This window comes from Lysobacter sp. CA199, from assembly GCF_052078715.1.
Lineage (GTDB): Bacteria > Pseudomonadota > Gammaproteobacteria > Xanthomonadales > Xanthomonadaceae > Lysobacter.
In genome coordinates this window covers 48,037-70,732 of the sequence record NZ_JBQJIL010000013.1, presented here as the reverse complement: position 1 = coordinate 70,732, position 22,696 = coordinate 48,037, and the positions used below count along the sequence as shown (strand labels likewise).

Below are 22,696 nucleotides of genomic sequence, written 5' to 3'. Positions count from 1 at the left end.
TAACGAAAGATCCGCAACCGTCCGTGAAAGACATGCAACCGACCCTGAGTTTACCCGCCGCCTCCGGGCCCTCGTTTTTTTTCGATCCCGGCGACGGTACCGACGCGCAAAACCGCTGCGTGCACCGCTGGTTCGAACGACAGGTCCGGCGCACGCCCGACGCCGCCGCCCTGATCCACAACGGCCGTAGCCTGTCGTACGCGCAGCTCAACGCGCAAGCCAACCTGCTCGCGCAGCGCATGATCGCGCTGGGCGTGGCGCCCGACGACCGGGTCGCGCTGTGCGCCGAACGCGGTTTCGCCGCGATCGCCGGATTGCTCGCCGTGCTCAAGGCCGGCGCGGCCTTCGTTCCGCTGGACACCGGCTATCCCATCGCGCGGCTGACGTACCTGCTGGAGGATTCGGCACCGACGCTGCTGCTCGGCGATGCGGCCGGGCGCGCGCTGTTGGGCGAGGCCGCATGTGCCGGCCGGCGCTGGCTCGATCTCGACGCCGCGCTGGCATCGGGCGAACGGCCGGAACACGATGCCGATCCGTATATCGCCGCTCTGAACGAGCGACATCTGGCCTATGTGATCTACACCTCCGGTTCGACCGGCACGCCCAAGGGCGTGGCCATGCCGCACGCGCCGTTGGCCGATCTGATCGCCTGGCAACTGGCGCAAACCGTGTCGCCGCAGCGGACCCTGCAGTTCGCCGCCCTGGGTTTCGACGTGGCGCTGCAGGAAATCTTCGCCACCCTGTGTTCGGGCGCCAGCCTGGTGCTGATCGATGCGCGCACGCGGCTGGATCATGCCGAGCTGATCCGCACTGTCTGCGCGCAACGGGTGCAACGGCTGTATCTGCCCTACCTGGCGCTGCAATCGCTGGCCGAAGCGTTCGACGCCGCCGATGCATCGCTGGCCGACACCCTGGGCGAAACCTTGCAAGACGTCATCGTCGCTGGCGAACAGCTGCGCCTGACGCCGCAGATCCGGCGTTTGTTCGGACGGTTGCCGCAATGCCGGCTGCACAATCATTACGGCCCGACCGAATCGCATGTCGTCGCCGCGCGCGTGTTCGGCGACGGCCTGGAGCGCGTGCCCGATCACGCGCCGATCGGCCGTCCCATCGCCAATGCGCGCCTGTATCTGCTCGACGCAAGCGGCCAGCCGGTGGCGCCGGGCGAAACCGGAGAGCTGTACATCGGCGGCGGAGCGGTCGCGCGCGGTTATCTGCATCGCCCCGACCTCACCGACGAACGTTTTCTCGCCGATCCGTTCGACCCGCGCGACGGCGCGCGCATGTACCGCACCGGCGATCTGGCGCGTCGTCAGGACGATGGCGATTTCGTGTTCCTCGGACGCAACGATCAGCAGATCAAGCTGCGCGGCTTCCGGGTCGAACCCGGCGAAATCGAAGCCTGCCTGTCCGCCCACCCGTCGGTGCGCGAGGCGGCGGTGTTGGCGCGCGACAACGCGGCCGGCGAGAAACGCCTGATCGCCTACCTCGTGCCGGCGCGATGGCCCGCATCCGATGGCTTTACCACGGATTTGCGCGATCACCTGCTCACGCATCTTCCGGATTACATGATTCCCGCGGCCGTCGTCGCCCTGCCCGCGCTGCCGCTGACCGCGCACGGCAAACTCGATCGCGACGCCCTGCCCGAGCCCGGCGACGAGGCTCTGGTCCGGCCTGCCTACGAGCCCGTGCAAGGCGAGATGGAAACCGCGCTCGCCGCGCTGTGGCAAACCCTGCTCGCGATCGAGCGTATCGGCCGCGACGACGATTTCTTCGAACTGGGCGGCCACTCCCTGATCGCCGCGCGCCTGCTCGGCCGGCTGCGCCGGCGGTTCGGCGTCGAGTTCCCGCTGACCGTATTGCTGACGCACACCCGTTTGCGCACGCAGGCACAGGCGTTGAACGAAAGCATGGCGCAGGCGCCGGCCGCTCTACCGCCGATCCTGCCCGGCGAGCGCGCGGACACGCTGCCGCTTTCGTTCGCGCAACAACGCCTGTGGTTCGTATCGCAATGGGAAGGCGCCAGCGCCACGTATCACATTCCATTGGCGCTGCGCCTGCGCGGCGCGCTGGATGCGGCCGCGTTGCGCGGCGCGTTCGAACGGGTGTTTTCCCGCCACGAAGCGCTGCGTTCGAGCTTCGTCGGTATCGACGGCGTGCCGCGCATACGGCTGCTCGCGGCCGATCAGGCGCCGCCGATCGTCGCACACGATCTGCGTCGCAGCGCCGATCCGCAGGACGAACTGTCGCGGCTGATCGCCGATGAAATCCACGCGCCGTTCGATCTGAGCCGCGGCCCGTTGATCCGCGCGCGGCTGATCCGCATCGGCGAAGACGAACACGTATTCGTGCTGACTCAGCATCACATCGTGTCCGACGGCTGGTCGATGGACGTGCTGGCGCGCGAGTTCGGCGCGCTGTACCGCGCCTTCGCCGAGAATCGCCCCGATCCCTTGCCCGCGCTTAACATCCAGTACCCCGACTACGCCATCTGGCAGGCGCGATGGCTGGACGAAGCGCATCTGCGGCCTCAAGCCGACTACTGGCGCCAAGCCTTGGCCGGCGCGCCCGCGCTGCTGGAACTGCCGAGCGACCGGCCACGACCGCCGCAGCAATCCTTCGCCGGTGCGATGCTGCCGCTGCGCGTGGATGCCGACCTGACCGCCGCGCTCGAACGCCTGGGCCGCCGCCACGGCACCACTTTGTTCATGACCGTGCTGGCGGCATGGTCGCTGGTCCTGGCGCGGTTGTCGGGCCAGGACGATGTCGTCGTCGGCGCGCCCAACGCCCACCGCGACCGCGCCGAAATCGAACCGCTGATCGGCTTTTTCGTCAATACCGCGGCTTTGCGTATCGATCTGTCGGGCGCGCCCGATGTCGCCGACCTGTTGGCGCGGGTGCGCGGCGTGGTATTGGGCGCGCAGGATCATCAGGATCTGCCGTTCGAACGCGTGGTGGAGATCGCGCAGCCGCCGCGGCGCAACGATCACACGCCGTTGTTCCAGGCCATGTTCGCGTGGCAAGGGCCCGCGCCGGCGGCATTCGAGCTCGGCGCGCTGACGGCCGAGCCGATGGAACTGCCCGTGGGCACGGCCAAGTTCGATCTGGAACTGCAGTTGGGCGAATCCGCCGACGGCCTGGTCGGCGGCCTGACCTACGCCACCGCCTTGTTCGATCCCGGCACGATCGAACGCCACCACGATTACCTGCTCGCCGCGTTGCGCGCGATGGTCGCCGACGACGCTCAGCCGCTCGCGCATATCGAGCTGCTCGGCCAGGACGAGCGCGCCCTGCTGCTGGAAACCTGGAACGCCACCGACGCGGCATATCCCGACCACAGCTGCTTGCATCAATTGTTCGAACAGCAAGCGCGGCTCAACCCGGAAGCGACCGCGCTTTTCCACGACGGCGGGCTCCACGACGGCCGGCTCCACGACGACGAGCTCCACGACGGCAGGCGCACGAGCTATGCCGAACTCAACACCAAAGCCAATCGGCTGGCGCATTACCTGATCGAATCGGGCGTGCGCCCGGATGATCGCGTCGCCTTGTGCGCGCAGCGTGGCCCGGACGCCATCGTCGGCCTGCTTGCGGTGCTCAAGGCCGGCGGCGCTTATGTACCGTTCGATCCGGCGCATTCCTCGGAACGGCTCAATCGGATTCTGGCCGATGCCGATCCGCTGTTGGTCTTGGGCGATGCGGCCGGACGCCGCGCGCTCGGCGATTTGCGCGGATTGACGTGGCTGGATCTGCACGCCGACCGCGCGGTGTGGTCGCGGCATGCGGCCGTCGATCCGCGGGTGGAGTCGCTGCGACCGCAGCATCTGGCCTACATCATTTACACCTCCGGCTCGACTGGAACGCCCAAGGGGGTGATGGTCGAGCATCGCAACGCGGTGCAGTTCGCCAGCAGCCAGATCGCGCGTTTCGGCGTCGACGCCGACAGCCGCATCGCCCAGTTCGCCTCGTTGAGCTTCGACGCCAGCATCATCGATCTGGGCTTGAGTCTCGGTGCGGGCGCGGCCTTGTACCTTCCCGGCGAAGCCGAGCGCGCCGATGCCGGCGCCTACATGGCCTGGATCGCGAGTAACGGCATCACCCACAGCTATCTGCCGCCGGCGTTCCTGCAAGGACAAACCGATCTGCCTCAGTTCGAGCGCAAGCCGACGTTCCTGGTCGGCGGCGAAACCGTCAGCCCCGCGCTGATCCGCGCCCTGGGCCGACACGCCAAGGTGGTGCACGTCTACGGGCCGACCGAAACCACCGTGCTGGCCACTGCCTGGGACCCGCCCGAGGACATGGGCGAGCGCGACCGCGCGCCGATCGGCCGTCCACTGGCCAATACCCGCGCCTATCTGCTCGATGCGCAACGGCGGCCGGTGCCGCTGGGCGCGCCGGGCGAGTTATACATCGGTGGCGCCGGCGTGACCCGCGGCTATCTCAACCAGGCCGAGTTGACCGCGGAACGATTCTTCGCCGATCCCTTCGACCCGCGTCCGGGCGCGCGCATGTACCGCAGCGGCGATCTGGCGCGTTACCTAGGCAACGGCGATCTGCTGTTCCTCGGCCGCAACGATCACCAGGTCAAGCTGCGCGGTTTCCGCATCGAACTGGGCGAAATCGACGCGCGCCTGACCGAGCATCCCTCGATACGCGAAGCGGTGACCGTGGCGCGCGAGGACGATCCCGGCCATCCGCGACTGGTCGCCTACCTCGTGCGCAGCACCGATCCGATGGACGATTTCGCAGCGGTCCTGCGCGCGCATCTGAGCGCGCTGCTGCCCGACTACATGGTGCCCGCGGCCTTCGTCGTGCTGCCCGAGCTGCCGGTCAACGCGAGCGGCAAGGTCGATCGCAAGGCGCTGCCGCCGCCGGACGGCGATGCGTTCGCCCACCGCCGTTACGTGCCGCCGCACAGCGAGATCGAAATCCTGGTCGCGGGACTGTGGCAAGACCTGCTCAAGCTCGAACGAGTCGGACGAGACGACGATTTCTTCGAACTCGGCGGCCATTCGCTGTTGGCGATGCGCCTGCTCGGGCGCTTGCAGAGCGAGTTCGGGGTGACCGTGCCGCCGTCGATGCTGTTCAACCACCCACGGCTGTCCGCGTTCGCGGAAGTCGTCCTGATCGCCGCGATCCAGGCCGACGCCTGAGCGCTTGCGGGAATCGAACCATGCAGACACCGATCCAATCCATCCTGGGCCGGCTGGGCGGCGAAGAAATCGCCCGCTTGCGACAACTCGGCCAATCGCTCGGCATCCAGACCGCGGCGGCGACGCGCATCACCGCGGTCGCGCGCGACCGCGAGCTGCCGCTGTCCTTCGCACAACAGCGTTTGTGGTTCCTGGCCCAGCTCGAAGGCGTCAGCGCCACCTACCACATCCCGCTGGCGCTGCGTCTGCACGGGGCGCTGAACCACGACACGCTGGGCGCGGCGTTGAATCGACTGCTCGCGCGTCACGAAGGTCTGCGCAGCGTGTTCGTCGCCGCCGCCGGCCACCCGCATGTGCGGCTGCTGCCGGTCGACAGCGCCTTGCCGTTGGCGGTGCACGACCTGCGCGCGATCGACGACGCCCAGGCGCAGTTGCAGCGGATCACGATGGACGAGCTGCATGCGCCGTTCGATCTGGCCCGCGGCCCGCTGATCCGCGCGCGCCTGATCCGCCTGGGCGACGACGAACACGAGTTGCTGATCACCCAGCACCACATCGTCTCCGACGGCTGGTCGATCGGGATACTCGCGCGCGAACTGAGCGCGTTCTACAACTCGATCGGCGGGCGGCGCGCCGATCCGCTGCCGCCGCTGGCCATCCAGTACCCCGACTATGCTGCGTGGCAACGGCAATGGCTCAGCGGCGAACGGCTCGACGCGCAAATCGGCTACTGGCGCGAACAGCTCGCCGATGCGCCGGTGCTGCTGGAACTGCCGACCGACCGACCGCGGCCGCCGCAGCAATCCTTCGCCGGCGCCAGCGTGCCGCTGCGTCTGAGCGCGCAGTTGAGCCGGGACTTGCAGCGCCTGAGCCAGCAACATGGCGGCACCTTGTTCATGACCGTGCTCGCCGCGTGGTCGGCGGTGCTGGCGCGGCTGTCCGGGCAGCGCGATCTGGTGATCGGCACCCCCAACGCGAACCGCAACCAGGCCGAGATCCAATCGCTGATCGGCTTCTTCGTCAACACCCTGGCCCTGCGCATCGATCTGAGCGGCGAGCCGAGCGTGGCGCAGTTGCTGGCGCGGGTGCGTGCGGTGGCGCTGGCCGCGCAGGATCATCAGGACGTGCCGTTCGAACGGATCGTCGAGGTGCTGCAACCACCGCGCCGTCTCGACCACACCCCGTTGTTCCAAGTGCTCTTCGCCTGGCAGAACAACGAGGAAGGCGTGTTCGAACTCGACGGACTGCGCAGCGACCCGCCGCGCATGGCGATGGATACGCTCAAGTTCGATCTGGAGCTGCATCTGAGCCAATCGGCGGCCTTCGCCGAGCCCGGCCGCAGCGATGAGGCCGCGCAGGAATGCATCGGCGGCAGCTTGTACTACAGCACCGCCTTGTTCGATGCGCAGACCATCGAGCGCCATCGCGACTATCTGATCGCGATGCTGCAGGCGATGGTCGCCGCCAGCGGGCAAGCCGTCGCCGACATCGAGTTGATCGGTCCGGCCGAGCGTAGCCTGCTGCTCGATGGCCCCGACCGCGGCGAGCGCGCGGCCGTGCCCGAGGTCTGCGTGCATCGTCTGTTCGAGCAGCAGGTCCGCGATACGCCGGATGCGACCGCGCTGGTCCATCGCGAGCGTTCGCTGAGCTATCGCGCGCTCAACGCGCTGGCCGACCGGCTGGCCCATCGGCTGATCGCGCAAGGCCTGCTATCGGGACAGCCGGTCGCGGTCTGCGCCGAGCGCGGCGCGCCGATGGTCGCCGCGCTGATCGCGGCCCTCAAGGCCGGCGGCGCTTATCTGCCTCTGGATCCGGATTACCCGGCCGAACGGCTCGCGCACATTCTGGCCGAAGCACAGCCGACCGCACTGATCAGCGACGCGGCCGGCCGCCGCGCGCTCGGCGATGCGGCGAGCCGCTGCGCGCATGCGATCGATCTGGATACGCTGCAGACCGAAGCGCCGATCACCGCTGGCGAAAGCGCGCACGATCCGCACGAGCGAGACCGCGTGCCGAACGCGCCCTGCGTGACGCCGGACCACCCCGCCTACCTGATCTACACCTCCGGCTCCACCGGCATTCCCAAGGGCGTGAGCATGCCGCACCGGTCGCTGGCGAATCTGCTGCAATGGCAGAACACCCAGTGGCCGCCGGCGCAGACCACGCTGCAGTTCGCCGCGCTCGGCTTCGACGTGGCGTTCCAGGAAATTTTCGGCGCGCTGTGCTCGGGCGGAACCCTGGTGTTGATCGACGCGCACACGCGCCTGGATTTCGCCGAGCTGATCGGCCATCTCGCCCGCCATCGGGTGCAGCGTCTGCATCTGCCCTGCATCGCGCTGCAGAGCCTGGCCGAAGCGGTGGCCGACGATCCGGCGCGGATCCAGGCGCTGCGGCCGGCGCTGCGCGATGTCGTCGTCGCCGGCGAGCAATTGCGCATCACCGCGCCGATCCGGCGGCTGTTCCAACACCTGCCCGAATGCCGTTTGCACAATCACTACGGCCCCACCGAATCGCACGTGGTCACCGCGCATACGCTGGAGCGCGAAACCGACACCTGGCCCGAGCGGGTGCCGATCGGCCGGCCGATCGACAACGCGCGCATCTACCTGCTCGATCCACGCGGGCGGCCGGTGCCGCTGGGCGCGGTCGGCGATATCCATATCGGCGGCGCGGGTCTCGCCCAGGGGTACTGGAACCGGCCGGAGCTGTCGCGCGAGCGCTTTCTGCCCGATCCGTTCTCGGACCGCCCCGAAGCACGCATGTACCGCAGCGGCGATCTGGCGCGCTACCGGTCCGACGGCGAGTTGATCTTCCTCGGCCGCAACGATCATCAGATCAAGATCCGCGGTTTCCGCATCGAACCGGGCGAGATCGAGGCGCGCCTGGCCGAACATCCCGAACTGGCCGATGCCGCTGTGCTCGCGCGCGAGGACGCCGGCGACAAGCGTCTGGTCGCTTACGTCGTCCCGGCCGACGCGGACGCCCCGCGCGACGGGCTCGGCGCGCGGCTGCGCGCGCATCTGAGCGCGCATCTGCCCGACTACATGATTCCGGCGGCGTTCGTTGCGCTCGACGCCTTTCCGCAGACGCCCAGCGGCAAGCTCGACCGCAAAGCGCTGCCGGCGCCGGACGATGGCGACCTGGTCCGACGCGATTATCAAGCGCCGCGCGAAGGGCCGGAAACGGTGCTCGCGCAGTTGTGGCGCGCCTTGCTCGGCATCGAACGCATCGGCCGCGACGATCATTTCTTCGAACTCGGCGGGCATTCGCTGCTGGCCACGCAACTGGCCGCGCGCATGGGCGAAGTCGGCGCCGGCGCGATCGCGGTGCGTCAGGTGTTTGTGCGGCCGGCGCTCAAGGACATGGCCGAGTTGCTGGGCGCGCCGGCCGACGGCGCGCGTGCGCAAGTGGACGCACAAGTGGATTTGGCCGCGGAGATCCATCTGGATGCGGACATCCGCGCGACCTGCCCCAGCCCCGCACCGATCGCGCCGCGACGGTTGCTGCTGACCGGCGCGACCGGCTTTCTCGGGCCGTTCCTGCTGAGCGACTTGCTGCGCGACACCGAAGCCACCGTGCATTGCCTGATCCGCTGCGCCAGCGCCGAACAAGGCCTGCACCGTCTGCAAGATGCGCTGCGCGCGCTGGGGCTGGATCAGCCGCTCGATCCGCAGCGCATCGTCGTCGAGCCCGGCGATCTGGCCCAACCGCGTCTGGGACTGAGCGAACAACGGTTCGCCGAACTCGCGCACACTCTGGACGCGATCTATCACAACGGCGCCTGGGTCAATTCGCTGCACAACTACCACACGCTCAAAGCCGCCAACGTGCTGGCGACCCAGGAAGTGCTGCGCCTGGCCAGCCGCGGCGCGCCCAAACATATCCACTACGTCTCCACCACCGGCACCCTGCCGCCGCTGGATCCGTTGTTCCCCGACACCTGGATTGCTTTACCGGGATAGAGCGAGACGAAGCGGAAAAAAATGGGACGGAAAGCCGATGAAATAAGGCTTTGCGAGCGTCCTGGCCTGCTCGGGTGGCGTGTTCACACCGTCACATGATTTGAGCAGGTTTGCCGCCGGGCCAGCCGGCGGCGTCACATGGTTTGCTCAATAGGCAGTCGGGGCATCAGGCGGCGCGATGCCGTTCTGAGCGCAGTCTTCCAGCGAGGTCATCCGTGCTAGGAGAAGCTCCAGCGTTGGTTCCGCCAGCGCCGATACCGCGACCACCTGCGAGCGGTCTAGCCAGCGGCGGACCTCAAGAGGCCCCCAGGCGTACCAGGTGGCTATCCGGTCGATCTCCCGCTGCGCCCTTGCCCTGGGGGTCTGCTCCAGCACCGGTTCTGCGACGTTGAAGCTATAGGCGAGAAAAGCCCGATTTGCCTGGGCTTCGCTTGTCTCCGGCTGAGCATCTGTCGCGACCGCGTCGCGCACGAGCTGACGTAACTGAGTCAGCCTCCCCTGTTCCATGTGTTCACTCTCCTAGGTCACGGCCTTGATCGTGAGCTGGACGACCGAGGCGGACGGCAAGTCGCCAGGTTCCATCAAAAGCTCGTAGATAAGGGTGTACGCCTTCGCTCTTTTATCGCGAGGTAGCGTTTTTCCAGCCTTTTCTAGCTCGCTGTCGATCAGCTCGACGGCCATTCTCATGATCTCGCTTCGCTCATCCTGAGACGCGACGACACCACTGCTGGAACCAATGCGTTCTGCGCCCTCGCCCGTCAGCAACCAGTTCGCATTCCAGCCCAGGTAGACGAGGGACCGCAGCGCGTCTGCTCCGACTTCCCGCGTGCCCCGCTCGTAGTGGCCCAGCGTGTTTTTGTGGACGCCGATCTTCGGGGCAAAGGTCGCCTGGGACTCCGACCCACGAATGTGTATCAGTCTGGAACCGTATTGGAGCCATGACTGGACCGGTGGGGCGTTCACACCTGCGGGCGCCTCGGGTGGGAACTGCTTTTTGACTTTGTTCATCGGTTCACACCTGCGCTGAAAGCCAATGGCCGCGCGGGTTTCGACCAATTGAACCCGTTATGGGGCCAACTGACTGGGTGTGAACCGTTTTGGAGTTGACTCGACTCCAAAACGGGTCTATGTTTGCGTCCCATACCAACCCCATGTTTGCAAACCCACATGCCAAACGCCTCGGCCGCAAAAAAACCAGTCAACAAAGACTGGCACTGGAAAGATGTCCTGACCGCGCTGAACAAGCGCGGCTGGTCGCTTCGACAGGTTGGGATGGTCGAAGGCTATCCGGACGGTTCCGCGCTCGGCGAGGCCGCGCGCCGTCCCTATCCGAAAGCCGAGGCAATCCTCGCGGCCTACGCCGGGATCGACCACCCGATGGTGATCTGGCCCAGCCGCTACGACGCCCACGGCAACCCGAACCGTCGATCGGGGCCGGCGCCCATGCGCGGTCGCCCACCCCAAGCCAAGGCTACCACCCGCGCCACCCGCCGTAATCGCCAAACGGAGGTCACCGCGTGACCACCGCATCTATCTACGCGCCGGCCATTGCCGGCAGGGGATTGGCCGGTCAGTGCCCCGCGCCCGACAGCGCGAAAACGCCGGCAGCACGCGTGCGAGTCATCCGCGTCGCGGACCAGGGCGGGACAGGCCTGGGCCTCAGCTCGTATGAGCGTGTGGGGCGAGGAGGTCGCCTGCTATGAGCCGACGCCGCGACGTCGCCACGGGCGACCTCTTCACCTCGATTCCTCAGCCCATCGCCGCTAATCCCGGCGCTTTGGATTTCCGCAGCCAAGTTGCGTCGCTCATCGCCGAAATGCTGGACGTGGCCCGGGCGAACGATCCGTCGCTTGACCGCTACCAAGTCGCCGCCAGTGTGTCGCGCCTGGTAGGGCGGGAAGTCAGCAAGGCAATGCTCGACGGCTACACCTCGGAGAGCCGCGAAGCCTTCAATCTGCCGTTCTGGATGCTGCCCGCGATGGAGCACGTCTGCGGCTCCACGCTTCTGACCGAATGGCTGGCCATCACGCGTGGCGGTCGGTTGGTTCTCGGCCCGGCCGCGTTGGACAGCGAAATCGGCCGTATGCAGAACCAGATGGAAGCCGACAAAGAGCGGCTGAAGGCCCTGCGCGAGCTGCGCCGGAGGGGCTGGTAATGGCCGACGGCGGCGCACCATCGACGAAAGCGATCGACATTCATCGCGTCGCCACCGCGCTCGGTCAAACCAAGCGCGGTGCGCTCAAGCGCGCGGACCGTGAGGCGTGGACGTATGAAACGCGCCGCGTCAGCGGTGGCGCGAAGCGCTTCTACGCGTTCGACTGCCTGCCTGCAGACGTTCGCGAGGCAATCCGACGCGCACAGGCAATCGAAGCCGCTGCGACCGCGCCCGCGAGTGAGCACTTCCAGGCCGGCGCCGCCGTAGCGCGCCGCCAGCTCGTGGTTGAGTCGATTGACCAGGCCGTGCGCCAACGCGCATTCGAGACCGGCGCATCGGATGCCGCCGGCCTGATGGGCAAACGTCGATCGAGGATGGACGCCAAGGTTGATCTGCTGCAGCGCCTCGCCGCCTTCGCTCGCGCGCGCGGCCTGGGCATCTGCAAAGCAATAGAGGACTTCTGCGCGGCCTACAATTCCGGCGCGCTGCCGGTGCCGCCGTCGATCCGCGAGCATGCCGGCGCCGACCTGCATCCCGCCACGTTGCGCCGCTGGCGCGCGCTGCACCAGAAGCAAGGCCCCGCAGCGCTGGCCGGCAACTACGGCAACCGCGCCGGTTCCAGCAAGCTCGACACCAATGCGGCGCTCCGCGACTTCGTCGTCGGCCTGGTCGCCGACAAGCCGCACATCAGCGCCAAGCTGGTCTCGGAGGCACTCGACGCACGATTCGGCGCAACCGACGCCGATCTGCCCGACGAGCGCTCGGTGCAGCGCTGGCTTAAAAAGTGGAAGACCGACAACGCAGAGGCGTTCCTCGCGCTGACGAACCCGGACGCGTGGAAGAACCGGCACATGGCCGCTTTCGGCAGCCTGACCGATGGCATCACGCGCGCTTGCCAACTGTGGCAGCTCGACAGCACGCCCGCCGACCTGCAGTTGGTGGACGGTCGCTACAGCCTGGTCGGTGTGATTGACCTAGCGTGGCGCGGCCTGCGCCTGCACGTCACGAAGACCAGCACGGCCGACGCAGTGTGCCAGGTCATGCGACGCGCGATTATCGAATGGGGCGTGCCCGAAGCGATCAAGTGCGACAACGGCCGCGACTACGCGAGCGATCGCGTTGCATCGTTGCTCACCAGCCTGCACATCGAATCGCGTTTCAGTGCGCCGTTCAGCCCTTGGGAGAAGGGCAACATCGAGCGCGCGTTCCGGTCATTCAGCCATAGCCTGCTGGAACTGCTGCCGGGCTACAGCGGCCACAACGTTGCCGAGGCGCAGGAGCTGCGCGCGCGCAAGGCGTTCTCCGAGCGACTGTTCAAGAAGAACGAAGTCGTGGAGTTGAAGCTCACCGCCGCAGAGCTGCAGGAGTTCTGCGACCGTTGGTGCCGCGACTACTACGCACACCAGGCGCACGAGGGCCTGGCCGGATCGACGCCGTTTGAGCGCTACGCTCAACTGCGCGACGTGGTCCGCCGTATCGGCGACGTGCGGGCGCTCGACCTGCTGCTCGGCGAGGGCGACCTGCGCACCGTAACGAAGAAGGGTCTGCGCATCGATCGCTTGACCTACATCGCACCCGAACTGGCCACGGTCGTCGGCCAGCAAGTTCTGGTGCGCCGTGACGACAACGCCGACCTCGGCCAAGTCGTGGTCTACCACAACGAACGCTTCCTATGCGTTGCCGAGTGCCCGGAAGTCGCGGGCGTCTCTCGGCGGGAAATCGCGATCGAGAGCAAGGCTCGACAGACGGCGCAGATTCAAGAGGCAAAGCGCCAGCTCACCACGGCCAAGCGCAAGGCCAAGACGCAAGACATCGCGTGGGAAATCCTCGACCGCAAAGCCTCGCAGAACGCGTCGCTATCGACGCTGCCGGCACCGAACGTCACGCACCTGACACCGGCCCTGGAAGCGGCGAGCGAGGCGGCCGATGCGCTCGACGGTGCTACCGCGATTGTCGTGCCGCTCAGGCCTGCCGACTTCATCGCGACCCGCGATTCGATCCGCAGCGAGCAGGCGCAGGACGAGACCGCCGAGCAACGCTTTAAGCGCGCCCTCGACCTGCTGCTGCGGCCGGAGTCCGAGCGCAACGACTTCGAGCGTCACTTCCTGCGCAGCCACATGCAGTCGTCCGAGTTCCGGGCGCGCTGGCAAATGTTTGAAGACTTCGGCGCCGGCACTTTCGGGCTCGGCGATGACTACCTGGTGCTGCTCCCGAGCGGCGCCTTCTATCACCGCCTCAACGAGGCGATCCAACAAGGGACATTCTGATGCGCACCAAGATCGTGCCGGTTTCCAACGTCGCCCGCCTGGCCGAAGCCGGCGAAGCTCTCCTCTCGCGTTCGCCCGGCATGCCCGGCATGGGCGCCGCGTTCGGCCCGTCGGGCTACGGCAAGACGACGTCGATGGCCTGGCTGGCCACGCGCCAGCACGGCGTGTTCGTCCGGGCGCTCGCGACCAGCACGCCTAGCAGCCTGCTCGAAGCGATCTGCAAAGAGCTTCATATCTCCGCGCGTCACAAGATATCGAAGACTGTCGAGGCCGTCGTGGCGAAGCTCGCCGAGACCGGCCGCCCGTTGTTCATCGACGAGGCCGACTACATCGTGGACAAGAAGGCGCTCATCGACACCATGCGCGACGTCCACGATCTGGCCAGCGTGCCCGTCGTGCTGATCGGCATGAAGGACTTCGACCGCAAGCTCAGCACGAGCGAACAGCTCGCCGGGCGCATCGCACAATGGGTCGAGTTCAAGCCCGCATCGATCGAGGACGCCAAGCTGCTCGCAATGCAGTTGTGCGAGGTCGGCGTCGGCGATGACCTGGTCGCCGAGCTGCACGCGCGCGCAGGCGGTTCGGTGCGGCTGTTCGTGGTCGGTCTGTCGCGCATCGAGCAGTTCGCCCGCAGTCGCGGCCTGATGAAGGTCGCCCTCGGCGATTGGCCGCGCGAGGAAAATTTCTTCATGGGCGCCGCGCCGCGCACCAGCAAGCGACTGCAGGCGGCCTGATCGATGACGCCCAAGACGCGCAATTTCACGCGTCGCATCGCTCACACGCGGGCGGGCGACGGCCGCCACCAGGCGGACAAGATTTGGCGGGCGATGCGGATGCTGCGTCGCTTCACCGTTGACGAGCTGGTGGCGGTGGTCGAGACCTCGACGTTTCGCACCGTTGGCAGCTACGCCAGCGTCCTCGCGCGCACGGGCTTCCTGCGCGTGTGGAAAGGCCCCTCGACCGGCAGGCGCGGGCAACCGCCCAAGCACTACCAGATGGTCCGCGACAGCGGACCGATTGCACCGTCGTTCGTGAAGTACGGAACGACGCTGTACGACCACAACACCGACACGGAGTACCCCATCGATGCAAGCCCGCGAACCTGACTGGCTCGACGTCCTGCGCTCGGCCTGCCAGGCCCGCAAGCAGAACGTCGTGTCCGAGGAAATCGGATACAGCCCAACCGTCGTCAGCCAGGTGCTGAAAGGCGTCTACAAGGGCGATTTGCGCGCCGTTCAAACCAAGGTTGAAGGCGCGCTGATGGGCCTGACCGTTGATTGCCCGGTCGTCGGCGATCTGCCGCGCAACCGCTGCTTGGAGTACCAGCGCCAGGACTTCGCCGCGACGAACCATCTGCGCGTGCAGTTCTCCCGCGTGTGCCCCGGCTGTCCCAACCGACGCAGCGCGCTGTAGGCGCCGCATCACTCACCTCGCAGAGGAAACCACAGTGAACAACCAGCGACTGGCCAAGGCGCTCCGCTTGGCCGCCACGATAGTCGAGAACCTCGTAAAGCTGGGCGTCGATGTGCGCTCGGTTTCGTGGGACGGCGACCGCCCGATCCTCATCGTCGAACGCGAGCCCGCGTTCGTACGCGGCGCACTCATTCGCCGCCAACCCTTGGAGAACTGCATCGAAAGCGTCTACGCGAGCGGCTACCAGGGTTGCCGCCTGCAGTGGGTTGTCCGCAACCCGATCACCCAGGGGGTGAGCCATGCCCGCCACTGACACCATCGTCCACAAGACCGCGATGCATCGGCTGCTGGAAGTGCTCGACCTTGCTCCGGCGCCGCTCAGCAGCCGGCAGATCATCGATCGGACCGACCGCGCGGAGGTCTCCGAGAGTTCGATCTACAACGCCATCAGCAAGGCGGTCACGAAGGGCCTGATCGTTCGCCAGTCCGAGGCGGGCCAGAACGTGTATCGCCTCGCGCTACCGGCCTTCGTCGCTCATGCAAGTGCCGGCGCAACATCACCCGCGTCGCTTGGCCTGCAGTGCGCGACAACCGTGACACTGGAAATCAGCCGGAGCGGCCTGGTCAAGCCCGAGAAGATCGCGACCGATATTCTCGCTGTGCTCGACGACGAAATTGCGTACACCGTCGGCGACATTCAGCGAGAGACCGGCGACGTCTACACCGAGCGTGACATCCGCGACGCGTGCGCCGACTTGGTCGCTCGTGCCGTTATCCGATCGCGACTGAGCAGCGAAGAACGTCAGCTTGAGTTCTGGCTGACCGGCAGCCAGCCCATGTCTGCTCTGCAGGCGGTCGAAGCCGCCCTCGTCAACGCCGTGGAGGGCGCCGACGCACCGGGCGATTCGCTTAGTGCCGAGGAGGCGCGGTTGATGGCCGACGTCATCGACGTAATCGACGAACTGGCTACTCCCGTGGCGCTGCACGCAATCGAGCCGTGGCGCGAGCGCGCACGACTGGCGGCCGGAATTCGCGAGCGCGTCGTGGCGATTGCCCGCGATCTCGACGAGGTGGTCATGGACGCTTGCGATGAGCAGGTGCCGCACGGACTGCTCAAGCGCCTGTTGCTCGGCAACGTTCACCTGCGCAGCGTCGCGCGCGACCTGTAAGCCCCCCGGCATCTAGCCCAACTGACAAACACCAGGCTGGCGGCAACCGGCCGATTCGACCACTACACAGGAACCAGGTCATGAGCAAGAAAGCACGAATCAAAACCGCCGCCATCACCGCCACCTTTGCCAATCGGTTCGAGGTGGACGCGGCGATCGCGCAGATCGGCGCCGCCCAGCGAGCGCGGAACGATATCGAAACCGCCATGAACGCCGAACTGGCGGCGGTCAAGGCAAAGCACGAGGCGCTCGCGGTGCCGCATGCGGCGGTGATCGCAGAAATGGCGGAAGGCGTGCGGGTGTGGTGCGAGGCCCATCGCATCGACCTCACCAAAGAGGGCAAGACCAAAACGGCGAAGTTCGCGGCCGGTGAGGTGTCGTGGCGCATGCGTCCGTGGAAAGTCACGATCCGAGGCGAAGGCATCGTGATCGAAACGCTCAAAGAGCAGGAACTGGTCCAGTTCATTCGCACGACCGAAGCCGTGGACAAGAACAAGCTGCTGCTCGATCGCGACGCGGTCAAAGGCGTCAAGGGCATTTCCTTTAGCCAGGGCGAGGACTTCGTCATCAAGCCCTTTGCTAGCGAAATCGAGGAGGTGCGATCGTGATCGCCTATTGCTTCGCGTCGGGCCACATCCGATTCGGCCAGATCGTGCCGCCCGGCGCGATCGAGATTGCGCGCGGTAGGGCTGACGAGCTTCGCGAACAGATCACCGCGACCGCGCGCCTCGCATACGACGGCGAAACCCTGCTCGTACCCGGTGTGCCGGAAGCGTCCGACGACGACGAGAAGGCCCTGGCGCTGAATCGCTACCTGTCCTGGCTGGCCGATGGCAGCCAGGGAATCACCATCAATCAATCGAAGGAATCGAAGCCTATGCACGCCCACGCCATCACCCCATCGGCCACCAAGGGGCTAGCTGTCGAATCGCCCGCGCCTTCGCGAGTGAGCGATCTGCTCGAACGCATCAACAGTCCGGACGCAGTCACCGAGCTGGCACTCGCGATCGCCGACGACTCTTCGCGCGCCGATATCGAATGCTCGTGCGCGGAGGTGGCGACGGCCGACGGGTTCCGCTGGTACGACACGGAAGAGGTGGCCGATGAAGACGATCGCAAGTTCGTTGCACTGGCCGTGCATTACCTGACGCTGCGTGGGCGGCTGGTGTTCTCCGCTGCGTCGTCGTCCATCGTGACGTTCGCAGGGGGTGACTGGTCATGATCCTGCCCCCCTATCTGTTCGCCACGGTCTACGTGACCGCCGCCGGCACGTTCCACATTCGCGAGGTCATGCACACCTCGCCGCGCTGTGCGGTGCAAGCCATCACTCCGCTCGAAGGCGGATACGTCGCCGGCCTCGCGGTGATCGAAACGGTGCCTGTCCCGATGGGCGCGGCGCAGTACCGCGCCGATCGTCTGGAAGCGATGGGCGCCCAGGAACCAGCCGACGACGCGCCAGGAGCAGAGCGCACGGCGTCGCAGGCCGTCGCCTACGCGCGGCGCTTTGTGGATGCACGGCCCGAGCTTCCCGAGGACGCGCGCAGCGTGATGCTGGGCCTGGCGGCGCTGCTGGAGAGTCGGTTCGGTCAGGACGAGCAACTGCGCGTGCCGCGCGGCTGGCAGTTGCTGCCCCAGGACGCGACCGGTCCGATGCTGACGGCGCTGTGGAAGGCCGAGCCAGGCAATGCGCGGCCCGCCTACGAGAAGCTGCTCTCGGTCGCGCCGGTTTACCGGGAGCCGGTCAGTGCCTAAGTCCGACGCAGCCGCCACCGTGCGCAAGCATCAGCTCGGCCGCATTCACCAAGCCAAGAAGGCGCTGCGTCTGGACGACGAGACGTACCGCGAAATTCTGGTGCGGGTCACCGGCAAGGCGTCATCGGCTGCGATGAGCGGTTCCGAGCGTCGCCTGGTAATCGACGAGTTCGATCGCCTGATGGGCTCGCGCACCGGAAGCGATGCGAAGCCGGCCGGCACCAAGGCCGGCCGCAGGAACTTTCCTGGCCGGCCGAAGCGCACCGACGACGTGCCGATGCTCCAGAAGATCGAGGCGCTGCTGACCGATCGCCGCTTGCCTTGGAGCTACGTCAACGCGATGGCTAAGCGCATGTTCGATTGCGATCGCGTGGACTGGCTCAACGACCAGCAACTGCATGACACCGTCGCGGCCTTGCAGAAGTCCGCCAACAGGAAGGCGAAGTAATGCGAGCGACCTGTCCCGACTGCGGCACGCAAGGCCACATCGCGGCGTTCTTCGTCGAGGACGAGGGCAAGCGCCTGGCTGCCGTGCTTGCCGGCATGGCGCCCGACCTCGGGCGCTCGTCGATCGCTTACCTCGGTCTGTTCAAGCCGGCTAAAACGGCGCTTCGATTGGCTCGGGCCGTGAAGCTGTTGCAAGACCTGGACGCGATGGTCGCTACCGGTTCGGTCTGCCGTGACGAACGCGGCGTGCGTAGACCGGCAACCGCGGCGACCTGGGCGTCCGGTATCGAGCAGATGCTCGCGCAGCGCGCGACGCTCACGCTGCCGCTGGAGAATCATAACTATCTGCGCACGGTCGTTTTCGCGCTCGCCGACAAGGCCGACGCCGCGCAAGAGCGGCAGCGGGATGAGGAACTGCGGACAACGCGCCCAAGCCGCGCGGTCGTCGATCGCGGTGCGAATGAATCGAAGCTGGAGAACGCCCTCGCGTGGGTTGCGCAGCAGTTGAGCGTGGGAATGATCGACGACGCAAAGGCCGCCGAGCTGCGCCAGGCCGCCAAAGAGAAACACGGAGACGCGTGATGGCCGATCAACCCGACCTGCTGGGAGCGATCGATCCCGCCGAAGGCGAAAGCCTGGTCGGGCGTGATCTGAGCGCCGTTCCCGACACCAAGTGGGCGCCACAGCTCGCCGCGCTCGTCGGCGTGCTGGAGGCGCTTTACGTTCGCCAGGGGCGCCCGGAGGCCGAGGCGCTCAAGCTGGCCTGCGACGGCGTGCTCGCGATGGCCGAGTACGCAGGTGGGCGCGTCCTGTATCTGCCGAGGGGCGACCGCCTCAAGCTGGCGGTCCGGGACGCCGAAATGCACCATCGATGGCAGCGAGGGGCTACCATTGGCCAGCTCGCGCAGGACTACGATCTGACCGATATCCATGTCTATCGGGTCGTCAACCAGCAAAGGGCCTTGCACCTGCGTCGGACGCAGGGAACCCTGTTTAAGGAATGAGAGGATCACATGCGCGCAGGAATCGCCATCGTCGCCGTTTTGTTCGCAGCTTCGGCCAGCGCACAGGCATCACGCCCGGCCGTCGAGAAGTACCTCAAGGACGCGGTCATGTCGTGCAACATGACGGCGGGAGCCTACGATGCCGCTAGGCGAGGCCTAGTTCCGGCCGAGCAGGCCGAGAAGTTGTTAGCGGAACAGGATGGACGCTTCAAAGGTAGTTTCCTTGCTGCCATCGACGAAGCCGGCAAGAGCGATGTGATCGTCAACGCCGTGAAGATGGTACGCACGCGCGAGCAAGACTGCATTCAATCTACGAAGGCCCGCATGGCAGAGAACTCCGGCGCTACCGCGAGTCGAGTGACCCAGGCGCAGGCGGCTCTGGAACTTGCCGTCGCTGCCGCTCGTACCGAGATTGATCTGACCACGCGATAACGCATCGCGTAGCACATGGCGCTTTTGTAGCGCACGTTAAACCCGACAAGTTCACGCGCGCGCGCATCGTTGCGGCGCGGGGTTGACCGAAAGCTCCCCGCCACGTTGGCGACCACCCTGGTCGCCTCGTGTTGCCGGCGGCGCCTTCCCCCTTGTTGACGCCGCCGGCCCTCTACTGGAGCCGGCGATGCGATTCAAAATCCCTCAGTTGTTCAACGCCGAGCGCGCGCAGGATTTGGCGCGTTGCTGGCCGCTGTTGCTCGTGTTCGTGGCGACGTTCGCGATCGTCCTGCTGCTCAACCCCGCGAAAGCCGGCTTGGCCGTGTGGGGCGTCAGCAAGCTCGCCATGAGCGCCTACATCGGCTATTGGGCCGATCGGCTGTGCTTCCGCCCCGAGGACCGACCGCACGTCCTGGAGGGCGTGTCCAAGGGCACCGCGTGGAAGCGTCGGGCGATCATCGTCGCGGCGGCCATCGTGGCCGGGGCGCTGATCCCGTGACGCGCCGTGCCGCTTCTACGGCCGCTGGCGGGATCGCCGCGTGCCTGGTGATGCTGTGGCTCGTCCTCGCCGCGAGCTGCTCGCCGCAGCCGTCCTATGCAGCGGAGCGCGCCAGGACCGTCGTGCGCATCCCCGACGTGTCCACGGTCTATCGCCTGCGATTGGAGCGCGAGGCTGTGCGCAACTTCGGCCTCGACGCGCCCGTTGCGCGGCTGGCCGCTCAGATCCATCAGGAGAGCGGATGGCGCACAAACGCGGCGAGCCGGTACGCGAACGGCATGGCGCAGTTCACCCCGGCGACCGCCGCGTGGTTGCCGACCGTCTGCCCGGCAGTCGGCGAGCCCGATCCTTGGGACGCAGATTGGAGCCTGCGCGCATTGGCCTGCTACGACGCCTGGCTGTACGCGCGCGTCGCTCGCTTTCCAGGGTCGGCGCTGAGCAACTGTTCGCGCTGGGCGTACACCTTGCGCGCCTACAACGGCGGCGAAGGTTGGCTGATGCGGGAGCGACGCGCGGCACGGTCAGCGGGCGCTGACGGCAACGCCTGGCTCGCGGTCGAGCGCTTCCGCGTCCGTGCCGGCTGGGCGCACCGGGAGAACATCGACTATCCCCGTCGCATCCTGCAGCGCATCGAGCCGGTCTACCTGGCGGCCGGCTGGTCGGGCGGTGAGCCATGTTGAAAACACCGTTGAACCAAGTGCGCATCCTGGGCTTGCCGTTGATGGCCTGGCTGCTCGTCGCGGTCGGCCTGGTCGCCGCAGGCTTCGGGGCCTGGGCCGGCAACCGCTGGGAGCGCGGCGCCAACGCCATCACCGAGAGCAAGGCGCTTCGCGCCGAGCGCGACAAGGACCGCAAGACCATCGACGAGTTGGTGCGCACCGGCCGCGCATTGCAGCAGCAGGGCGTGGACGCAGCGCTCGCCTACCAACAAGCAACCGAACGCATGGACGCGATCGCGTCCGCATTGGAGAAGCGCCTTGGACAGCAACGAGCCGAAGAAGCCCGGCAGAACGCCGCACGTGATGCGCTGCTCGATCGCCGCCCTGATCTGCGCGGCCTTCGTCTGGGCGACGACGTCCTGCAGCACTGGAATCGAAGCAACGAAGGTGGCGCCGATTCCGAACCCGCCGCCGCCCGCCCTGCAGCCAAGCCTGCGAGTGCCGTGCCCACCGTTCCCGCCAGCGAGAAGCGACGCGGTGCCGGACCTGTTGGCGAACCACGACGCAGTGGCGGCGTCGGGCAATGCCTGCCGCGAGCGCAATGCCGCGCTGATCGCTGCGAGCGACGAATGGCAGGCGACGGCTTGGTCGTGGTACTGCGACGCGATCGCTCGGCTGGGTCTCGACGCTTCGAGGTGCGCGCGACATGAAACCGTCGATCGAACTCAAGCACCTGGAGCGTCTGCGCGACGACTACCAGAGCCAAGCGCGAACGATCCCAAAGCGACAGGTGCGGACTGACTTCGAGCGCCGACTGCTCGAAATGCATTCGCGCGTCCTGGGAGCGTGCGCGCAAGACCTAGACGACCTCATCAAAGGAAGGGACCACCCCAGTGGCAGACGCGGCTGACAAGGTCGTCGCAGACGACGAACGTGCGATGGCGCAGCTCGAAGAGCGGCTGCGCCTTCAGCGCGTCAAAGAGAGCTTCACGCAGTTCGACCCGAGCAAGCCGGTGCATTGCACCGACTGTGCAGAGCTGGTGAGCATCGAACGGCTGCGAGCATTTCCTCACACGCGTCGCTGCATAGGCTGCGCGACCGAAATTGAACGCCGACTGTCGGCATACGAGGTGCGTCGATGAATCTGGACAGTTGGCTGCGCCTGCTGCAGATGGCCGTCATCCTGGGGAGCGTCATCATCAACGTGGCGCTGTTCGTATACTCAAGACGCGACAAGCGGTTCGCGGACTTTGAGGCCAAGTTCTCCAAGAGCGAAGGCGCGCAACGCGACTTTGAGCGCCGCTTGACGGTCATGGAAACGCACATCGAATCGCTGCCGTCGCACGACGACCTGCAGGAGATTCGCGACAGCTTGGCCAAGGTAGGCGTTGACGTCGCCGGTATCAAAGGACAAGCCCAGGCCACCTACGACTCGACGCGTCGGATCGAATCCCACCTCTTGGAGCGCTCGCGATGAAATCCTTCGCACAACGGCTGCTGGAAGACCGGCGCCTGGTCATCCTGCGATTGCTCAACGAGCAAGCCGGCCGGGTCGCCAACAGCACCGTGCTTACCTTCGGCATGGAAGTCTTCGGCCACAGTGTCAGCCGCGACTACGTACGCACGCAGCTCGCATGGCTCGCCGAGCAGGGACTCGTTGCGACCGAGGTCGCTGCCGAAAGCCAAAGCGGCGCGATCGTGCTGGCCACCCTCACCGAGCGCGGGCGTGACATCGTCCAAGACCGCGCCGAGGTGCCGGGCGTCGCGCGGCCGGGAGCCTGAGC

25 protein-coding genes are annotated in these 22,696 nt (G+C 66.7%); 23 read left to right on the top strand and 2 right to left on the bottom strand.

Going from position 1 to position 22,696, the window contains the following annotated elements; all coding sequences use genetic code 11:
- The first annotated feature begins 32 nt into the window (after window positions 1-32).
- Together ACTOWJ_RS22825 and ACTOWJ_RS22820 are read left to right on the top strand one after the other, a co-directional pair.
- The gene (locus ACTOWJ_RS22825; protein ID WP_441337085.1) at window positions 33-5,153 is read left to right on the top strand and encodes an amino acid adenylation domain-containing protein; all 5,121 of its coding nucleotides are present in this window, start codon (window positions 33-35) and stop codon (window positions 5,151-5,153) included.
- A 20-nt stretch (window positions 5,154-5,173) separates the two neighbouring features.
- Complete coding sequence (locus ACTOWJ_RS22820; protein WP_441336919.1) at window positions 5,174-9,115, top strand: non-ribosomal peptide synthetase; 3,942 nt, start codon at window positions 5,174-5,176, stop codon at window positions 9,113-9,115.
- A gap of 147 nt (window positions 9,116-9,262) precedes the next feature.
- On the opposite strand, the gene ACTOWJ_RS22815 is transcribed toward ACTOWJ_RS22820, so the two are convergent.
- On the bottom strand, window positions 9,263-9,622 hold the full coding sequence (locus tag ACTOWJ_RS22815; protein ID WP_441336918.1) for a hypothetical protein: 360 nt from the start codon (window positions 9,620-9,622) through the stop codon (window positions 9,263-9,265).
- Window positions 9,623-9,634: 12 nt separating this feature from the next.
- Window positions 9,635-10,123 (bottom strand): helix-turn-helix domain-containing protein, encoded by a 489-nt coding sequence (locus tag ACTOWJ_RS22810; RefSeq protein ID WP_441336917.1) that lies wholly within the window; start codon window positions 10,121-10,123, stop codon window positions 9,635-9,637.
- A 159-nt stretch (window positions 10,124-10,282) separates the two neighbouring features.
- Between ACTOWJ_RS22810 and ACTOWJ_RS22805 the strand changes: the two genes are divergently transcribed.
- From ACTOWJ_RS22805 to ACTOWJ_RS22705, 21 genes are all read left to right on the top strand, one after another.
- Window positions 10,283-10,636, top strand: coding sequence for a helix-turn-helix domain-containing protein (locus ACTOWJ_RS22805; protein WP_441336916.1), 354 nt, complete (start codon window positions 10,283-10,285; stop codon window positions 10,634-10,636).
- A gap of 178 nt (window positions 10,637-10,814) precedes the next feature.
- On the top strand, window positions 10,815-11,270 hold the full coding sequence (locus ACTOWJ_RS22800) for a hypothetical protein (RefSeq protein WP_441336915.1): 456 nt from the start codon (window positions 10,815-10,817) through the stop codon (window positions 11,268-11,270).
- Window positions 11,270-13,537 (top strand): Mu transposase C-terminal domain-containing protein, encoded by a 2,268-nt coding sequence (locus ACTOWJ_RS22795; protein WP_441336914.1) that lies wholly within the window; start codon window positions 11,270-11,272, stop codon window positions 13,535-13,537. The genes ACTOWJ_RS22800 and ACTOWJ_RS22795 overlap by 1 nt, the downstream gene beginning before the upstream one ends.
- A complete protein-coding gene (locus ACTOWJ_RS22790) occupies window positions 13,537-14,271 on the top strand; it encodes an AAA family ATPase (RefSeq protein ID WP_441336913.1) in 735 nt (244 codons plus the stop codon). Before ACTOWJ_RS22795 ends, ACTOWJ_RS22790 begins: the two co-directional genes overlap by 1 nt.
- Window positions 14,272-14,274: 3 nt before the next feature.
- Complete coding sequence (locus ACTOWJ_RS22785; protein ID WP_441336912.1) at window positions 14,275-14,643, top strand: hypothetical protein; 369 nt, start codon at window positions 14,275-14,277, stop codon at window positions 14,641-14,643.
- Window positions 14,624-14,950, top strand: a complete 327-nt coding sequence (locus ACTOWJ_RS22780; RefSeq protein WP_441336911.1) for a hypothetical protein — start codon at window positions 14,624-14,626, stop codon at window positions 14,948-14,950. The genes ACTOWJ_RS22785 and ACTOWJ_RS22780 overlap by 20 nt, the downstream gene beginning before the upstream one ends.
- Window positions 14,951-14,984: 34 nt before the next feature.
- Window positions 14,985-15,263 (top strand): hypothetical protein, encoded by a 279-nt coding sequence (locus ACTOWJ_RS22775; protein WP_441336910.1) that lies wholly within the window; start codon window positions 14,985-14,987, stop codon window positions 15,261-15,263.
- Window positions 15,250-16,119 (top strand): hypothetical protein, encoded by an 870-nt coding sequence (locus tag ACTOWJ_RS22770; RefSeq protein ID WP_441336909.1) that lies wholly within the window; start codon window positions 15,250-15,252, stop codon window positions 16,117-16,119. The genes ACTOWJ_RS22775 and ACTOWJ_RS22770 overlap by 14 nt, the downstream gene beginning before the upstream one ends.
- An 80-nt stretch (window positions 16,120-16,199) precedes the next feature.
- The gene (locus tag ACTOWJ_RS22765; protein ID WP_441336908.1) at window positions 16,200-16,727 is read left to right on the top strand and encodes a host-nuclease inhibitor Gam family protein; all 528 of its coding nucleotides are present in this window, start codon (window positions 16,200-16,202) and stop codon (window positions 16,725-16,727) included.
- A complete protein-coding gene (locus tag ACTOWJ_RS22760) occupies window positions 16,724-17,341 on the top strand; it encodes a hypothetical protein (protein ID WP_441336907.1) in 618 nt (205 codons plus the stop codon). The genes ACTOWJ_RS22765 and ACTOWJ_RS22760 overlap by 4 nt, the downstream gene beginning before the upstream one ends.
- The gene (locus tag ACTOWJ_RS22755) at window positions 17,338-17,871 is read left to right on the top strand and encodes a hypothetical protein (protein WP_441336906.1); all 534 of its coding nucleotides are present in this window, start codon (window positions 17,338-17,340) and stop codon (window positions 17,869-17,871) included. The genes ACTOWJ_RS22760 and ACTOWJ_RS22755 overlap by 4 nt, the downstream gene beginning before the upstream one ends.
- Complete coding sequence (locus ACTOWJ_RS22750; protein WP_441336905.1) at window positions 17,864-18,319, top strand: gp16 family protein; 456 nt, start codon at window positions 17,864-17,866, stop codon at window positions 18,317-18,319. Before ACTOWJ_RS22755 ends, ACTOWJ_RS22750 begins: the two co-directional genes overlap by 8 nt.
- Window positions 18,319-18,900, top strand: coding sequence for a hypothetical protein (locus ACTOWJ_RS22745; protein ID WP_441336904.1), 582 nt, complete (start codon window positions 18,319-18,321; stop codon window positions 18,898-18,900). Before ACTOWJ_RS22750 ends, ACTOWJ_RS22745 begins: the two co-directional genes overlap by 1 nt.
- Window positions 18,900-19,322 carry a Mor transcription activator family protein gene (locus ACTOWJ_RS22740; RefSeq protein ID WP_441336903.1) on the top strand — a complete coding sequence of 141 codons (423 nt, stop codon included), beginning with the start codon at window positions 18,900-18,902 and terminating at the stop codon, window positions 19,320-19,322. The genes ACTOWJ_RS22745 and ACTOWJ_RS22740 overlap by 1 nt, the downstream gene beginning before the upstream one ends.
- 9 nt (window positions 19,323-19,331) lie before the next feature.
- Complete coding sequence (locus tag ACTOWJ_RS22735; protein ID WP_441336902.1) at window positions 19,332-19,754, top strand: hypothetical protein; 423 nt, start codon at window positions 19,332-19,334, stop codon at window positions 19,752-19,754.
- A gap of 187 nt (window positions 19,755-19,941) precedes the next feature.
- The gene (locus ACTOWJ_RS22730; RefSeq protein WP_441336901.1) at window positions 19,942-20,253 is read left to right on the top strand and encodes a hypothetical protein; all 312 of its coding nucleotides are present in this window, start codon (window positions 19,942-19,944) and stop codon (window positions 20,251-20,253) included.
- A gap of 50 nt (window positions 20,254-20,303) precedes the next feature.
- A complete protein-coding gene (locus ACTOWJ_RS22725; RefSeq protein ID WP_441336900.1) occupies window positions 20,304-20,933 on the top strand; it encodes a transglycosylase SLT domain-containing protein in 630 nt (209 codons plus the stop codon).
- A 17-nt stretch (window positions 20,934-20,950) separates the two neighbouring features.
- Window positions 20,951-21,622, top strand: coding sequence for a hypothetical protein (locus ACTOWJ_RS22720; protein ID WP_441336899.1), 672 nt, complete (start codon window positions 20,951-20,953; stop codon window positions 21,620-21,622).
- Window positions 21,623-21,850: 228 nt separating this feature from the next.
- The gene (locus tag ACTOWJ_RS22715) at window positions 21,851-22,054 is read left to right on the top strand and encodes a TraR/DksA C4-type zinc finger protein (RefSeq protein WP_441336898.1); all 204 of its coding nucleotides are present in this window, start codon (window positions 21,851-21,853) and stop codon (window positions 22,052-22,054) included.
- Window positions 22,051-22,389 carry a hypothetical protein gene (locus ACTOWJ_RS22710; protein WP_441336897.1) on the top strand — a complete coding sequence of 113 codons (339 nt, stop codon included), beginning with the start codon at window positions 22,051-22,053 and terminating at the stop codon, window positions 22,387-22,389. The genes ACTOWJ_RS22715 and ACTOWJ_RS22710 overlap by 4 nt, the downstream gene beginning before the upstream one ends.
- Window positions 22,386-22,694 (top strand): VpaChn25_0724 family phage protein, encoded by a 309-nt coding sequence (locus tag ACTOWJ_RS22705; RefSeq protein WP_441336896.1) that lies wholly within the window; start codon window positions 22,386-22,388, stop codon window positions 22,692-22,694. Before ACTOWJ_RS22710 ends, ACTOWJ_RS22705 begins: the two co-directional genes overlap by 4 nt.
- The last annotated feature ends 2 nt before the right edge of the window (window positions 22,695-22,696 follow it).

What these genes read in the sequence shown, in the direction of transcription:
- ACTOWJ_RS22785 (WP_441336912.1), top strand. Translation starts at nt 14,275, where the DNA reads ATGACGCCCAAGACGCGCAATTTCACGCGTCGCATCGCTCACACGCGG.
- ACTOWJ_RS22730 (WP_441336901.1), top strand. Translation starts at nt 19,942, where the DNA reads ATGCGATTCAAAATCCCTCAGTTGTTCAACGCCGAGCGCGCGCAGGAT.
- ACTOWJ_RS22790 (WP_441336913.1), top strand. Translation starts at nt 13,537, where the DNA reads ATGCGCACCAAGATCGTGCCGGTTTCCAACGTCGCCCGCCTGGCCGAA.
- ACTOWJ_RS22810 (WP_441336917.1), bottom strand. Translation starts at nt 10,123, where the DNA reads ATGAACAAAGTCAAAAAGCAGTTCCCACCCGAGGCGCCCGCAGGTGTG.
- ACTOWJ_RS22710 (WP_441336897.1), top strand. Translation starts at nt 22,051, where the DNA reads ATGAATCTGGACAGTTGGCTGCGCCTGCTGCAGATGGCCGTCATCCTG.
- ACTOWJ_RS22765 (WP_441336908.1), top strand. Translation starts at nt 16,200, where the DNA reads ATGAGCAAGAAAGCACGAATCAAAACCGCCGCCATCACCGCCACCTTT.
- ACTOWJ_RS22715 (WP_441336898.1), top strand. Translation starts at nt 21,851, where the DNA reads ATGGCGCAGCTCGAAGAGCGGCTGCGCCTTCAGCGCGTCAAAGAGAGC.
- ACTOWJ_RS22735 (WP_441336902.1), top strand. Translation starts at nt 19,332, where the DNA reads ATGCGCGCAGGAATCGCCATCGTCGCCGTTTTGTTCGCAGCTTCGGCC.
- ACTOWJ_RS22820 (WP_441336919.1), top strand. Translation starts at nt 5,174, where the DNA reads ATGCAGACACCGATCCAATCCATCCTGGGCCGGCTGGGCGGCGAAGAA.
- ACTOWJ_RS22805 (WP_441336916.1), top strand. Translation starts at nt 10,283, where the DNA reads ATGCCAAACGCCTCGGCCGCAAAAAAACCAGTCAACAAAGACTGGCAC.
- ACTOWJ_RS22755 (WP_441336906.1), top strand. Translation starts at nt 17,338, where the DNA reads ATGATCCTGCCCCCCTATCTGTTCGCCACGGTCTACGTGACCGCCGCC.
- ACTOWJ_RS22795 (WP_441336914.1), top strand. Translation starts at nt 11,270, where the DNA reads ATGGCCGACGGCGGCGCACCATCGACGAAAGCGATCGACATTCATCGC.
- ACTOWJ_RS22815 (WP_441336918.1), bottom strand. Translation starts at nt 9,622, where the DNA reads ATGGAACAGGGGAGGCTGACTCAGTTACGTCAGCTCGTGCGCGACGCG.
- ACTOWJ_RS22725 (WP_441336900.1), top strand. Translation starts at nt 20,304, where the DNA reads ATGCTGTGGCTCGTCCTCGCCGCGAGCTGCTCGCCGCAGCCGTCCTAT.
- ACTOWJ_RS22740 (WP_441336903.1), top strand. Translation starts at nt 18,900, where the DNA reads ATGGCCGATCAACCCGACCTGCTGGGAGCGATCGATCCCGCCGAAGGC.
- ACTOWJ_RS22770 (WP_441336909.1), top strand. Translation starts at nt 15,250, where the DNA reads ATGCCCGCCACTGACACCATCGTCCACAAGACCGCGATGCATCGGCTG.
- ACTOWJ_RS22800 (WP_441336915.1), top strand. Translation starts at nt 10,815, where the DNA reads ATGAGCCGACGCCGCGACGTCGCCACGGGCGACCTCTTCACCTCGATT.
- ACTOWJ_RS22825 (WP_441337085.1), top strand. Translation starts at nt 33, where the DNA reads ATGCAACCGACCCTGAGTTTACCCGCCGCCTCCGGGCCCTCGTTTTTT.
- ACTOWJ_RS22745 (WP_441336904.1), top strand. Translation starts at nt 18,319, where the DNA reads ATGCGAGCGACCTGTCCCGACTGCGGCACGCAAGGCCACATCGCGGCG.
- ACTOWJ_RS22705 (WP_441336896.1), top strand. Translation starts at nt 22,386, where the DNA reads ATGAAATCCTTCGCACAACGGCTGCTGGAAGACCGGCGCCTGGTCATC.
- ACTOWJ_RS22780 (WP_441336911.1), top strand. Translation starts at nt 14,624, where the DNA reads ATGCAAGCCCGCGAACCTGACTGGCTCGACGTCCTGCGCTCGGCCTGC.